Below are 13,833 nucleotides of genomic sequence, written 5' to 3'. Positions count from 1 at the left end.
TCTCGCCTAGGGGTTGGCAGCCGGCGTCAGCCGGCGGGGCGGGTTGGCTCAGCGCCCGAGACGTGCACGGTCAAGGGCGGAAAACCATTGAAGGACACCGACGAATAACTCGCGGTATAGGCGCCGGTGTCGAGGATCTGGATGCGATCACCGGCTCGCAACGTGGTCGGTAACAGGACCCGCGTGCGTTGATACAGTACATCGTCTCCGTCGCAGGTCGGACCAGCCACCACTGCCTCGTCGACAGGGTCGCCATCCCGATCCGTGACGAATCGATAGGCGATGTACTCGTTCTCGGTCTCGGCCATGCCGTTGTAGCGGCCGATGTCGAGATACACCCAGCGCCGGCCGTCCGGCGCGATGCGCACGCCGACGACCTCGGCGTGGATGACACCCGCCGACCCGACCAGCGCGCGGCCGGGCTCGACCACCAAACCGGCGGTGGCGGGCAGGTATTCGGCCACGGCGGCGCCGACCACCGAGGCGATCTCGTCGAGCGCGGGCGCCGGGTCGGCGTACGCGATCGGCAGGCCGCCGCCGATATTCACCGAGGAGACGTGAATATCCTTGTCGGCCAAGGCTTGCACGATGTGGCCCGCCTGTTCGACGCCGATCCGCCAGGCGTTCGGGTCGAGCTGCTGGGAGCCGACGTGGAAGTAGGGGCCCGCCACCGTCAACCCGAGATCACGCGCCCGGACCAGCAGCCGCAGCGCCTCGCCGGGCGCGCAGCCGAACTTGGTGCCGAACGGGGTGCGCGACTCGGGAGCCGAAGCGAGGAAACGGCATTCGACCTCCGCGCCCGGCGCGTGCTGCCCGATGCGCAGCAGGTCGTCCTCGGTGTCGAAGGCGTAGCGGCGCACGCCCAGCGCGTAGGCGCGGGCGATGTCGGCGGCCTTCTTGATCGGGTTGCCGTAGCAGAGCGTCTGCGGCTCGACGCCCAGCGCGAGGCACAGCTCGATCTCGCCGATGCTGGCGACATCGAACTCGGCGCCTTCCTCGTCGAGCACGTGGATCAACTCCGGCACCGGGCTTGCCTTGACCGCGAAGCGAATTCGTGCCGCGGGCATGGCGGCGCGGAGCGCGCGGTAGTTCTCGCGCACTCGCTCGGGGTAGATGACAAGGAACGGTGATTCGGGCATAGTTGATCTTTCGCTTCGGCGGCAGCGGGAAGAGTAGCAGCGGCCCCTACCCAGAAACGAATCCGTCAAACCTCATGGTGACCACAGGTCGACTCTGCCCTCGAAAAGCGGCGCGAAGTAGTCGATGACCTGTATGGATTCTGTAGAGTTCGGAGCCGAGCGGCAGTGCGGATCAGCCCGCGGACACCGTGAGTTCATCGAAGACGATCTCACCGGCGGCATCGGACTCGGCCAGGTCCACCAACGCGACGATCGACCAGCCGTGGTCGCCCGCCGGGTCGTCGAGAACCTGACGCACCTGCCAGAATCCGGGTCTTCGTTCGATCTGGAACAGTTGCGGTCCGCGCGCATCCGGGCCGGTGCCGATGCGCTCGTATTCGGCGAAATACGGTGCCAATTCGGCGGCCCAGTCCGGGCCGGTGCCGAGCTCGTCGAGCAGATCCCAGCGGCGCAACGCCGCCAGTTCGACACGGCGGAACATGGCGTTGCGGATCATCACGCGGAAGGCGCGCTCGTTCGCCGAGATCGGCCGGACCGTCTCCGCGCCGAAGGCGAGCTGCTCGGCATCGGTCTCGGCGCCGGGGTTGGTGAGCTGCTCCCATTCGTCGAGCAGGCTCGAATCGACCTGCCGGACGAGTTCGCCCAGCCACTCGGTGATGTCCTCGAGTTCCTCGGTCCGCGCGGCATCCGGCACGGTGCGGCGCAGCGCGCGGTAGGCGTCGGCGAGATAGCGCAGCACCACACCCTCCGAGCGCGCCAGCTCGTAGAACGAGATCAACTCGGCGAAGGTCATCGATCGTTCGATCATGTCCCGCACCACCGATTTGGGCGACGGAGCGAACTCCGACACCCAGGGATGCCCGGCGCGATAGGTTTCGAAGGCGGGCTCGATCAGCTCGGCCAGCGGCTTGGGCCAGGTGACCTCTTCGAGCAGTTCCATCCGCTCGTCGTACTCGATGCCGTCGGCCTTCATCTCGTTGATCGCCACACCGCGCGCCTTGTGCTGCTGAGCCATCAGCAGCTGGCGCGGATCCTCGAGCGTGGATTCGATGAGGGACACCACATCGAGGGTATAGCCGGGCGCGTCTTTGTCCAGCAGGTCGAAGGCGGCCAGGGCGAACGGTGACAGCGGCTGGTCCAGCGCGAAGTCGCGTTGCAGGTCGACGGTGAGCCGGGCGCGCCGGCCCTGCGCGTCCGGCTCGTCGAGCTGCTGCACCACCCCGGCGTCGCGCAGCGCGCGGTAGAGCCGGATGGCGCGCAGGATGTGTTTGCGCTGCGCGGGACGCGGTTCGTGGTTGTCCTCGAGCAGGTGCCGCATGGCGTCGAAACAGTTGCCCGGGCGCGCGATCACGTTGAGCAGCAACGAGTTCGTCACGGTGAAGCGCGAGACCATCGGCTCGGGCTGGGCCGCGATCAGCCGGTCGAAGGTCTCCTCGCTCCACGAGACGAAACCCTCGGGCGGCTTGCGGCGCACCACTTTTCGCTGTTTCTTGGGATCGTCGCCCGCCTTGGCGAGCAGCCGGGTGTTCTCCACCTCGTGCTCGGGTGCCTGGACCACGACGGTGCCCATGGTGTCGTAGCCCGCGCGCCCGGCGCGGCCCGCGATCTGATGGAACTCACGGGCTTTCAGCCTGCGCGTGCGCACACCGTCGTACTTGGTGAGCCCCGTCAGCAGCACCGTGCGGATCGGCACATTGATGCCGACGCCCAAGGTATCGGTACCGCAGACGACCTTCAGCAGTCCCTCCTGCGCGAGTCGTTCGACCAGCCTGCGGTACTTCGGCAGCATGCCCGCGTGATGCACGCCGATGCCGTGCCGGATCAACCGCGAAAGCGTCTTGCCGAAACCGGACGCGAACCGGAACTCGCCCAACGCCGTGGCGATGGCGTCTTTTTCGGCCCGGGTGGCGAAGTTCACACTGGTGAGTGCCTGTGCCCGTTCGAGCGCGGCGGCCTGGGTGAAGTGCACCACGTACACCGGCGCCTGGTGGGTGGTGACGAGCTCTTCCAGGGTCTCGGTGATGGGCGTGCGCGCGTACGAGAAGGTCAGGGGTACCGGACGTTCCGTGCCCGCGACGACCGCCGTCGACCGGCCCGTGCGGCGCTCGAGGTCTTTCGCGAAGAAATCGACCTCGCCCAGGGTCGCCGACATCAGCAGGAACTGCGCGCGGGGCAGTTCGAGCAGCGGGACCTGCCAGGCCCAGCCGCGATCCGGGTCGGCGTAGAAGTGGAACTCGTCCATCACGACCTGGCCGACATCGGCGGCCGCGCCCTCGCGCAAGGCGAGGTTCGCGAGGATCTCGGCGGTGGCGCAGATGATGGGGGCGTCGGCGTTGACCGCGGCGTCACCGGTGACCATGCCGACCCGCTCGGCGCCGAACACGTCGCAGAGCGCGAAGAACTTCTCGCTGACCAGCGCCTTGATCGGGGCGGTGTAATACGTGCGTTTGCCCTGCGTGAGCGCGATGAGGTGAGCACCGACGGCGACCAGCGACTTACCGGAACCGGTCGGCGTCGCGAGAATGACGTTGGAACCCGACGCCAATTCGAGCAGCGCCTCGTCCTGCGCCGGATACAGCGGGGTGCCCTGCTCGGCGGCCCAAGCCCCGAAGGACTCGTACAACGCGTCGGCGTCGGTTCCCGGTATCTCCAGCAGCTCGGTCAAATCCACTCCGCACACCCTACGTGCCGGTGTGCGGAACCTTGTTACCGCTGCTCGTCTGTTTCGGGGCCGCCCTCGTAGCCGCCCTGTTCGGCGAGGAACCGTTCGAACTCGGCGCCCAACTCGTCACCGCTGGGCAGCTCGCCGTCGCCGACGAGCAGGCTCGACTGCCGCTCCTGCGCGCTGACGAAGCTGTCGTACTGGCGTTCCAGCGCGTGCACCACGGTCTCCACCTCGGAGTTGCCCGCGATGTGCTCGTTGACCTGTTCGCGCACGCGCGCGGCGGCCTCGCCGAGCGCGGCGAGCGGGATGTCGAGACCCGCGTTGTCGGCGACGTTCTCCAGCAGCGTCTGGGCCGCTTCCGGGTACGCGGTCTGGGCCAGATAGTGCGGCACGTGCACCGAGAAGCCCACCGACTCGTGACCGTGCTGGGCCATCCGGTACTCCAGCAGCGAGGATGCGCTGCCCGGCACCTGCAACTCGCCCGGCCAGCGCTGATGCTCGGGGATCAGATCGCGGTCCGAGGAGTGCGCGGTCACGCCGAGCGGACGGGTGTGCGGGATCGCCATCGGGATGGCGCTGAGGCCGATGCTGCGGCGCACGCCGAGCTGTTCGGCGAGCAGGCGCACCGCGGTGGTGAACTTCTCCCAGCGCAGATCCGGTTCGATGCCCGCCAGCAGTAGGAACGGTGTGCCGGCCGTATCGCGCAGGGCCCAGAGGTTCAGCTCCGGCTCGGCGTACTCGGAGAAGTGGTCGGTCTTGAAGGTCATGAGCGGGCGGCGGGAGCGGTAGTCCAGCAGCTCGTCCACATCGAACGAGGCAACCAGTTCGCTTTCGAGACTCTCGCGCAGGTGCGTGGTGGCCAGCCGCACCGCGTGCCCGGCATCGGTGAAGCCTTCCAGCCCGTGCACCAGGACGGGACCGGCGCCATCGTCGGACGACAGCTGCGGAGCGGGGAACTCCAGTTCGTACATTCGCGACTCGTGCTCCATCGCGTACTCCTTCCTGCGCGGTTCCTGCACCGGTGACACTCGGCGCTCGACACGGAGGTCGTTCGAGAGCGGCCGACCGGGACGGGACCATGTCCATTGTCCCCCATGCCGGTGACCGCCACCGTGCACGGTCGGACACCGACCCATACGACGAGCCAACAGCTCCGGTGTGCCGCGCATTCCCGGCGCGCGGCGTGGCACACCGGGTGGGCACCGGGAGTTTGGCACAGTGGATCGGGTGACTGTGGCGGATTCGACGCGCAAGCGGGTGCGCTTCGCCATGCCCGCGGCGTGTGCGGTGCTACTCGCCGGCTGCGGGTCGAGCGTGACCGGACATCCGGTATCGGCCGAGCAGACGTCGGTGACCCGCCAGATCAGCGGCCCGCTGGCCGCGCTGCTGCCCGAACCGGCGCAGTTCCCGCAGCGCTACCCGGCCGTGGTGCTGCCGCCGGAAGCCGCAGCGCAGGCCGCGGGGGACCTCACCGGCGTCGGGCGCGGCGCCGCGGTGCAGCCACCGGAATGCGCACCGCCGGAACCGAAATTCGGCGCCGACCAGCGGGCCGTCGCGGTCGGCACCGACGACGCCACCCGGGCCACCGTCACGGTCGAGCTGGCACGCACGCGCCAGCCGCTGGCGGCGTTGCGCAGTCAACTGATGCAGTGCCGGTCGATGCGGGTGAACCAGAGCGGGGCCGGGACGACGGTGACGACCGAACTCGTCGCGGCGCCGGCGTCCGAGGCCGAGGATGCGCTGGGATTGCGGCGGACGGTCCTGCCGGACGTCGCGGGTGCCGGTTTGACGCAGACGATGCGGGCGGTGACCGGGCAGATCGGTGATGTGCGAATCACCGTGACGTATCTGTCCTTTTCCGCGTCCGAGCCGGATACGGCGGCGGTGAACGAGCTGTTCGTGACGACCGCCCACCGGGTCGAACAGGGGTCGTAGCACGGTCCGGTGACAAGCGGGACCGCCCGCGCGGCAGCGGTGCGTGCGGTTGTCCACAATTCGGCGGAATCCACAGGCGCGGTGAATCGCCTGGTCGGCGTGGGTCATTCGGTGGGGCTCGCGGGCAGGCTCGCTGCCATGACCACTCCCGTGAACCCGTACCTCACCGTCCTGGCGTCCGATTCGTCGTCCGGCGGCGTCCCCGGTGGGCCTTGCTCCCGTCCCACGTTGCGCAGCAGTACCTCTCGTGCGCCGGTGAGTCTCGCTGTCGCGCTGCGCTCGTGCAGTTTCCTGCAGCGGCGGCCGGTGCCGGACGCCGCCGTGCGCTCGGCCGAATGCGTGCGCCCGGACGACTGTGCGCGAGCTGGGACGTGTGTGCAGCCGGACGATTGCGCGGTGGCGGGCGCGCGGGACGAAAGCGCGTCTGTGGCGGGTGGTGAGGACTCTCGGTCCCGCTCGGACGAGTTGGTGCTGGGCGCGGATCAGTGCGCTGTCGAGGCAGACGTGAGCATGTCAGGTGACGGGAACCCTCGGTCCCGTGCGGACGAGTTGGTGCCGGGTGGTGATCAGTGCGCCGTGGAGGCAGGCGTGCGCGCGGCAGGTGGTGAGGAACGGCGGTCCCACGTGGATGAGGCGGTCCTGGGCGGGGATCAGTGCGCCGACGCGGCCGTTGAGCGAAACCGGTTGGCGGCCAGTTGGTCTCGAAGTAGCGGTGCCGAGTCCGATGTGCATGCTGCCGGGATCGGCACGGTAGCGGCCGAGGTGGGCGACGGCCTGGCCGACGTCGAGCAGCACGAAAGTGTGCCGCCGGCGCGAGTGCCGGCGGTGGGCGAGGACTTGGCGGGGCGCGAGGCCGTGGTGGGCCGCGAGGCCGTGGTGGGGTGCGACCGGGCCGCGGACTCGGAGGGAGCGGACTGGGCGGCGGATATCGAGGCCGATCTCGCCCTGGTCTGTGCCGAGCCCGCACCACCTTTCGGTGTCGAGACGCCGGAGTGTGTCGTGCACGTGGACGAGCCGGGGGATCTGATCGCGGGGGTGCCCGCCATGATCGGGTTCGCGCCGGAGCGCTCGCTCGTCGTGCTCGTGCTGCGGGCGGTGCCGGATCGCGACGACGGCGCGATCATCGACGCGGTCATGCGGTTCGACCTGGACCAGGAGGGTGGGCGCGGGCGGCTGCGCGCCGAACAGGTGGCGCGATGCGTAGCGCAGGTGTCCGCGCACGACGATGTCGCCGAGGTGCTCGCGGTGGTGGTCGACGATCGATCCGTCGAACCGGATCAATGCGGCTCCGACATCGTCGAGCGTTGCGGCATAGGGCGATTCGACATGCTGGTCGCTGCACTCGCCCGGCGCCTCGCCGCTCAGGACATCGCGCTCGCTGGCGCCTGGGCCGTGCGGGCGATCCGGCCGGGTGAGCGGTGGTGGAGCCTGTTCGGCATGCAACGCAGTGGGCTGCTGGCGGATCCGGCCACCTCCGCGGTGGCGCTGTCGCAGGTGCTCGACGGGCGGCCGGTTCTCGGCTCCCGTGCGGAGCTGGTCGCGCTGGTGACCGAGGACGTTGCCCTCCAGGAGGAGGTCGCCGCGCTGCTGGACACCGCGCTCGCCATCGCCCGCGATCGGTACGCCCGGGCGGTGCGCCGCGGCGAGCCGGACGCCTACAGCAGGCAAGCCCTGGAATACGTGCTGTGGCAGGTCGCCAACCTCGAATCCGACAACGAGCCGATGGCCCGGGAACTGGCCGAACTCGCTGCCGCACTGCGTGATCGGTCCGTGCGGGACGCTATGTTCGCGCTCGCGGTCGGCGACCACGCCGCCGCTGCCGAAGCACTGTGGGCCGTCCTGACCAGGGCGTTGCGGGGACGAGACCGCGCGGAGGCCGCCGCCCTGCTCGGTTACAGCGCCTACGCCAGGGGCGACGGTCCACTGGCTGGGATCGCGCTGGAGGCGGCACTGACCGCGGATCCCGACCACCCCATGGCGTTGCTGCTGGAGACGTCGCTGTCGCTCGGTATGCGTCCGGAACAGATGCGCCGCCTGGCGCGCAGCGGCTACCACGCCGCCGCGGACCTCGGCATAGACCTCGGCGAACCCCCGATGTGAAGCCCTGCCGCGGTTCATGATTCGCGGTCCGGGGTCGAGGTGCGGGATGCCGGCGGATCCGGTGCCGGGGCGGTCGGGGAGTGCGCCGTGCTGCCGCCGGGGCAGCACGGCGTGTGGGGCGATCGTGACCGGTGCCGTGATCCGGCACTCGGGCCAGTCGTGCCGGCGGGGGCTCGGTCCCGCGGGCTACTCGGCGCTGTGCGCGCGGGAGCCGAGTGACTGGAGGAATGTCCAAGCGTCGGAAACGATTTCGTCCAGATCGTTGTGCTCGGGCTGCCAGCCGAGTTCGGCGACGGCGCGGGCACTGGAGGCGATGAGGGTGGCCGGGTCGCCGGGGCGGCGCGGCGCGTCCTGGGCGGCGATCGGCAGGCCGGTGACGCGTTCGCAGGCCGAAATCACCTCGCGGACCGAGAAACCGGTGCCGCTACCGAGGTTGTATACGCGGTGCGTGCCCGCCTCGGAGCTGGTCAACGCCAGCAGATGGGCCTGGGCGAGGTCACGGATGTGGATGTAATCGCGCACGGCGGTGCCGTCGGGCGTCGGCCAGTCGGTGCCGAATACCGAGATGGCCTTGCGGTGCCCGAGCGCGACCTGCAACACCAGCGGAATGAGATGTGTTTCCACCACCCGGTTCTCGCCGAGGCCACCGTAGGCGCCGGCGACATTGAAATAGCGCAGGCTGGTCGCCGCCAGCCCGTGCGCGATCGCATAGGAGGTGATGGCGTGATCTATGGCGAGCTTCGACGCGCCGTACGGGTTGGTCGGCCGGGTCGGGGCGTCCTCGGTGATCGGCACCTGCTCCGGTTCGCCGTACACCGCGGCGGTGGAGGAGAACACCAATCGTGGTGTGCCCGTGTGGCGCATCGCCTCGAGCAACTCGAAGGTCTTCACCACATTGCCGTGCCAGTACTTCTCCGGTTGCTGCACCGACTCGCCGACCAGCGACTGCGCGGCGAAATGCAGCACACCGTCGAAGGTTTCGGCGGCGAGCAGCGCGGGCGCGGCCTGCGCCACATCACCCTCGACGAAGCGGGCCGCGGTGGGGACACCGTCGGCGTTGCCGGTGGACAGGTCATCGACGACGACGACCTCGTGCCCCGCCTCGAGCAGCACTTGCGCGCACACGCCGCCGACATACCCGGCACCACCAGTGACCAGAAGTTTCACGGATCAGACCAGCTTCACCTGGACGGCGTGCGCCATCTCGTCGGACAGTTCGAAACCCGCGTGACCCGGCACCGTGATGACGACGGTGCCCGGCTTGTTCTCCACCGTGACGCGGGCATCGGGCACCACGCCCGCCTCGCGCAGCTGGCCGATGACCTCGGGATCGGTCTGGATGTGCTCGGCGAGCCGGCGCACGACGACGGCGTGCACCTGGCCGTGCGGCAGGTCGGTCAGCCGGACCAGGGTCTCCTCGGCGGAGGTCGGCGGCACGATGCCGAGCTCGTCCAGGCCGGGAATCGGGTTGCCGTAGGGGGAAGTGGTGGGGTGGTTGAGCACCTCGACCAGGCGGCGCTCGACGTCCTCGCTCATCACGTGTTCCCAGCGGCAGGCCTCGGCGTGCACGTTCTGCCAGTCCAGGCCGATGATGTCGACGAGCAGGCGCTCGGCGAGGCGGTGCTTGCGCATCACGGCGATCGCCATGCTGCGGCCCTTCTCGGTGGGCTCCAGGTGGCGGTCTCCGGCGACAAGCAGCAGGCCGTCGCGCTCCATCCGCGCGACGGTCTGGCTCACCGTCGGTCCACTCTGCTTGAGGCGCTCGGCGATCCGGGCGCGCAGGGGCACCACGCCCTCCTCCTCGAGGTCGTAGATGGTACGGAGATACATCTCCGTGGTGTCGACAAGATCCTTCACCTGTTACCCCTTCGTCGGCACGAATTCTACCTACGCACAGCGACACGACCGTGCGCCGGATGGTGTCGCGCCGCATCGGACGCGGCACTGCGGAATTCCGGTCGGCGCACGGCGAGCCGCCGTTATCGCACTTGCTTGTATTTCTACTGCATAGCAACGTTCAACGGGGTCGGTACCTTCCCGCGTAGCGTGGCGACCATGGCCACTGCACCGCGCAGCGAACACCCGGCGCCACCCGGCGCAGAGCGCAGCACCGGAACCGTCGTCTGGACCGACCGGTTCCTCGACTACACCTGGACTCCGGAGCATCCGATGAAACCGGCGCGTCTGAAGTTCACCATGGCGCTCGCCGAAAGTCTCGGATTACTCGACGGTGTCGAACTATTGGCGCCGGCCGCGGCCGAGCGCGCCGACCTGCTGCGCATCCACACCCCGGCCTATATCGACGCGGTGGAGCACGCTGTGGCACCCGAAGGCGCCCCGCTCGCGCCGCCGTACGGCCTGGGGTCGCCGGACAATCCGGTGTTCCCCGGCATGCATCAGGCGGCGTCGGTGATCGTGGGTGGCACCCTGGCCGCGGCACGGGCGATCGCGGAGGGGCGCAGCAACCGGGCGGTGAGCATCGGCGGTGGCATGCATCACGCGATGGCCGACTCGGCGGCGGGGTTCTGCGTTTACAACGATGCGGCCGTGGCCATCTCCTGGCTGCTCGACCACGGCTTCGATCGCATCGCCTATCTCGACGTCGACGTGCACCACGGCGACGGCGTGCAGCGCGCGTTCTACGGCGACCCCAGGGTGCTCACCATCTCGGTGCACCAGCATCCGGCGACGCTGTGGCCGAACACCGGGTGGCCGGAGGAGACCGGGGCCGGTGCCGGGGAAGGCTCCTCGATCAATCTCCCGTTGCTGCCGGGCACCCGAGATGCCCAGTGGCTGCGCGGTTTCCACGCGGTGGTGCCCGGCGCGGTGGCGGCGTTCCGGCCGCAGATCGTGGTGAGCCAGTGTGGTGTGGACACCCATCGCGAGGATCCGCTGGCCGATCTCGAGCTCACGGTGGACGGTCAGCGCGCCGCCTTCCGTGCGATGCGTGACCTGGCCGACCACTATGCCGAGGGGCGCTGGCTCGCGGTCGGGGGTGGCGGCTACGGACTGGTCCGGGTGGTGCCGCGCGCGTGGACACATCTGCTGGCCACCGCGCTGGACCGGACCATAGCGCCGGACACCGCGATTCCGCAGGACTGGATCGATCTGGTCCGAGCCGCGGCGCCCCAGGCGGATCCGCCGCGCACCATGGGTGACGGCGGCGACATCGACTACCACCCGTGGGATGGCCCCGGCGGCACGGGGGAGACTGGGGACGCGCGCCTCGACCGCGCCCAACGCGCCGTCGACACGGCCGTGCTTGCCACCCGCCGAGCGAGTTTCGGACTGCTCGGCCTGGATCCGGAGGACCCTCGTGACTGACCCCGCCGACACACCGGACACCCCGGCGGTCCCGCCTCCGCCACCGCAGCACTGGTTCGCCGACGTCCTCGCCTCCGACGGCGGGGTGGTGCGGCTGCGGCCGATCACGCCCGACGACGCGGAACGGTTGCAGGAATTCCACGGCGCGCTCTCCGATCGCACCCGGTATCTGCGGTACTTCGGTCCGTACCCGCGGATTTCACCGAAGGACCTCTATCGCACCACCCACGTCGATTATCACGACCGGGTCGGCCTGGTGCTGGTGCTCGGCACGGCGATCGTCGCGGTCGGCCGCTACGAACTGCTCGATCGGGTGGGGCGGCGCGCCGCCGAGGTCGCGTTCGTGGTGGCCGACGAGCATCAGGGACGCGGGCTCGGTTCGATCCTGTTGGAGCACTTGGCCGGTGCCGCCGCCGAGAACAAGATCGAGACGTTCGTCGCCGAGGTGCTCGCCGAGAACACCACCATGGTGACGGTGTTCCGCGATGCGGGCTATCAGGTGGAGCGCAGCAGGGACGGTTCGGTGCTGCACCTGGAGTTCGCCATCGATCCCACCGAAGCGCTGCTGTCCGTGCGGGATTCGCGCGAGCGCGCCTCGGAGGCCCGCAGTGTCGGCAATCTGCTCACGCCGCGTTCGGTCGCGGTGATCGGCGCGACGCCGAGTGCGGGCCGGGTCGGCGGCGCGGTGTTGCACAACCTGCTGTCCGGGGTGTTCCAGGGGCCGGTGTTCCCGGTGAATCCGAATCGCCGCTCGGTGCGCGGCGTGCGCGCCTACGCGACGGTGCGGGAGATCCCGGACGAGGTGGATCTCGCGGTGGTCGCGGTGCCGCCCGGCGAGATCGCCGCGGTACTCGACGACTGCATGGCCAAGCGGGTCAAGGGACTCGTCGTGCTCACCGCCGGCTTCGACGAGACCGGTGTGGGCGGCGGCACCGCCGAACGCGAATTGGTCGCCGCGGCAAGGGGACACGGCATGCGGGTGGTCGGGCCGAGCGCGCTCGGCATCGCCAACACCGATGCCGCGGTGGCGCTGAACGCGACCCTGGCGCCGGTGCTGCCCGGCCGGGGACGGATCGGCTTCTTCTGTCAGTCGGGTCCGCTGGGCGCGGCCATCCTCGGTGAGGCCGCGGCTCGGAATCTGGGCCTGTCGACATTCGTGTCGGCGGGCGACCGCGCCGATGTCTCCGGCAACGACCTGCTGCAGTACTGGGACACCGACCCGGATACCGACGTGGTCCTGCTCTACCTGGAGTCGTTCGGTAACCCGCGCAAGTTCTCCCGCATCGCCCGCCGGGTGGCCAGGACCAAGCCGATCGTCGCGGTGAGCAGCGGCAGGCACGCCGCGCAGCCGGGCGGGGACATGGATCGCTCGATCGTGCGAGACCTGTTCGCGCAGGCGGGCATCGTGCAGGTCGACTCCATTTCGGAGCTGTTCGACTGCGCCGCGCTGCTGGGTTATCAGCCACTGCCCGGCGGTTCCCGCTTGGCGGTGGTCGGCAACAGCGCGGCGTTGAACTGGCTGGCGGTCGATGCCGCGCAGTCCGAAGGGCTGGCCGTCGGGGATCCGGTGAACCTGGGCCCGCAGGCGACGCCGGGGTCTTACCTCGACGCCACCGTCGCGGCCTTGCGGTCCGACGAGATCGATTCCGTGCTGGTGGTTTTCGCGCCGCCGGTGCCGGTCCCGATGGCCGGGTTCGCCGACGCGATCCGGGCGGCGGCCGCCGCCGTGCCCGACGCGGGCAAGCCGATCCTGACGACCTTCATTGCCGAACAAGGCATTCCGAACCTGCTCGCCGTGCGCGGGCAGGGCGCCGCCGCGGTCCGTGGCTCGATTCCGAGCTATCCCGACCCGGAGCGGGCCGCGCGCGCTCTGGCCCGGGTCCGGCGTTACGCGCAATGGCGTAACCGGCCGGTGTCGCCGGTGCAGCGTCCGGATCGGATCGATACCGAGCGGGCGCGCGGGCTGGTGGCACAGTGGATGGCCGATTCCGGCGGTCGCAGGCTCACGGACCTGGAAACCGTCGAACTGCTCGACTGCTACGGCATTTCCGTCGTGGAGTTCCGGGAGGTGCGCAGTGCCGAGGAGGCCGTCGCGGCCGCTCAGGAACTCGGCTATCCGGTGGCGGCCAAAGCGACCGGCGAAATGTGGCGGCGGCGGCCGGACCTCACCGGTGTGCGGCTGGATCTGTGGACGCCGGAGGCAGTGCGGCAGGGTTACGCCGATCTCGCCGAACTGTGCGGCGATCCGGTGCAGCACATTCAGAAGATGGCGACCAAAGGTGTCGGCTGTGTGTTGCGAGTGCAGGACGATCCGTCATTCGGCTCGGTCATCGAATTCGGCCTCTCCGGCTTGATCATCGAACTTCTCGGGGACCGGGCCTACCGTGCGCTACCGCTGACCGCCGACGAGGCGACCGCGCTCATCGACGCCCCGCGCGCGGCACCGCTGCTCTCCGGCACCCCGGCCAGCCCGCGAGTCGACAAGGCCGCGCTGGCCGAACTGGCCCAACGCATCTCGGCCCTCTTCGACGACCTCCCCGAAATGCGCGAACTGGCCTTCGACCCGGTCCTGGCCTCCACCAACTCCGCCGAAATCCTGTACGCCCGAGGCCGCATCGGCCCCGAACCCAGCCGCTTCGACACCGGCCCCCGCCGCCTCGGCTGACCCGT

9 protein-coding genes are annotated in these 13,833 nt (G+C 69.7%); 4 read left to right on the top strand and 5 right to left on the bottom strand.

What is annotated here, in order from left to right:
• Nucleotides 1-26: 26 nt before the first annotated feature.
• The 3 genes from O3I_RS29845 to O3I_RS29835 form a co-directional block, all read right to left on the bottom strand.
• A complete protein-coding gene (locus tag O3I_RS29845) occupies nt 27-1,139 on the bottom strand; it encodes a type III PLP-dependent enzyme (protein WP_014986744.1) in 1,113 nt (370 codons plus the stop codon).
• 172 nt (nt 1,140-1,311) lie between these two features.
• Nucleotides 1,312-3,810: a DEAD/DEAH box helicase gene (locus O3I_RS29840; RefSeq protein WP_014986743.1), complete on the bottom strand. Its 2,499-nt coding sequence runs from the start codon at nt 3,808-3,810 to the stop codon at nt 1,312-1,314.
• Nucleotides 3,811-3,845: 35 nt separating this feature from the next.
• Nucleotides 3,846-4,793, bottom strand: a complete 948-nt coding sequence (locus O3I_RS29835) for a PAC2 family protein (protein WP_014986742.1) — start codon at nt 4,791-4,793, stop codon at nt 3,846-3,848.
• Nucleotides 4,794-5,031: 238 nt separating this feature from the next.
• Here O3I_RS29835 and O3I_RS29830 point away from each other — a divergent pair, with 238 nt between their 5' ends.
• Together O3I_RS29830 and O3I_RS29820 are read left to right on the top strand one after the other, a co-directional pair.
• On the top strand, nt 5,032-5,739 hold the full coding sequence (locus tag O3I_RS29830) for a sensor domain-containing protein (RefSeq protein WP_237748155.1): 708 nt from the start codon (nt 5,032-5,034) through the stop codon (nt 5,737-5,739).
• A 138-nt stretch (nt 5,740-5,877) separates the two neighbouring features.
• On the top strand, nt 5,878-7,839 hold the full coding sequence (locus tag O3I_RS29820) for a DUF4192 domain-containing protein (protein WP_237748154.1): 1,962 nt from the start codon (nt 5,878-5,880) through the stop codon (nt 7,837-7,839).
• A gap of 186 nt (nt 7,840-8,025) precedes the next feature.
• Here O3I_RS29820 and galE read toward each other — a convergent pair whose 3' ends face one another.
• Both galE and O3I_RS29810 read right to left on the bottom strand, forming a co-directional pair.
• Entirely contained in the window at nt 8,026-9,006 is a 981-nt protein-coding gene (galE, locus tag O3I_RS29815) for a UDP-glucose 4-epimerase GalE (RefSeq protein ID WP_014986738.1), read from the bottom strand.
• A 3-nt stretch (nt 9,007-9,009) separates the two neighbouring features.
• Complete coding sequence (locus tag O3I_RS29810; RefSeq protein WP_014986737.1) at nt 9,010-9,696, bottom strand: metal-dependent transcriptional regulator; 687 nt, start codon at nt 9,694-9,696, stop codon at nt 9,010-9,012.
• Between the two features lie 198 nt (nt 9,697-9,894).
• Here O3I_RS29810 and O3I_RS29805 point away from each other — a divergent pair, with 198 nt between their 5' ends.
• Together O3I_RS29805 and O3I_RS29800 are read left to right on the top strand one after the other, a co-directional pair.
• Nucleotides 9,895-11,163: an acetoin utilization protein AcuC gene (locus O3I_RS29805; RefSeq protein WP_041564559.1), complete on the top strand. Its 1,269-nt coding sequence runs from the start codon at nt 9,895-9,897 to the stop codon at nt 11,161-11,163.
• On the top strand, nt 11,156-13,828 hold the full coding sequence (locus O3I_RS29800; protein ID WP_014986735.1) for a bifunctional GNAT family N-acetyltransferase/acetate--CoA ligase family protein: 2,673 nt from the start codon (nt 11,156-11,158) through the stop codon (nt 13,826-13,828). The genes O3I_RS29805 and O3I_RS29800 overlap by 8 nt, the downstream gene beginning before the upstream one ends.
• Nucleotides 13,829-13,833: the final 5 nt, after the last annotated feature.

This window comes from Nocardia brasiliensis ATCC 700358, assembly GCF_000250675.2.
GTDB lineage: Bacteria > Actinomycetota > Actinomycetes > Mycobacteriales > Mycobacteriaceae > Nocardia > Nocardia brasiliensis_B.
This window is presented reverse-complemented; position numbering and strand designations above follow the sequence as displayed.

What these genes read in the sequence shown, in the direction of transcription:
- O3I_RS29845 (WP_014986744.1), bottom strand. Translation starts at nt 1,139, where the DNA reads ATGCCCGAATCACCGTTCCTTGTCATCTACCCCGAGCGAGTGCGCGAG.
- O3I_RS29835 (WP_014986742.1), bottom strand. Translation starts at nt 4,793, where the DNA reads ATGGAGCACGAGTCGCGAATGTACGAACTGGAGTTCCCCGCTCCGCAG.
- O3I_RS29820 (WP_237748154.1), top strand. Translation starts at nt 5,878, where the DNA reads ATGACCACTCCCGTGAACCCGTACCTCACCGTCCTGGCGTCCGATTCG.
- O3I_RS29805 (WP_041564559.1), top strand. Translation starts at nt 9,895, where the DNA reads ATGGCCACTGCACCGCGCAGCGAACACCCGGCGCCACCCGGCGCAGAG.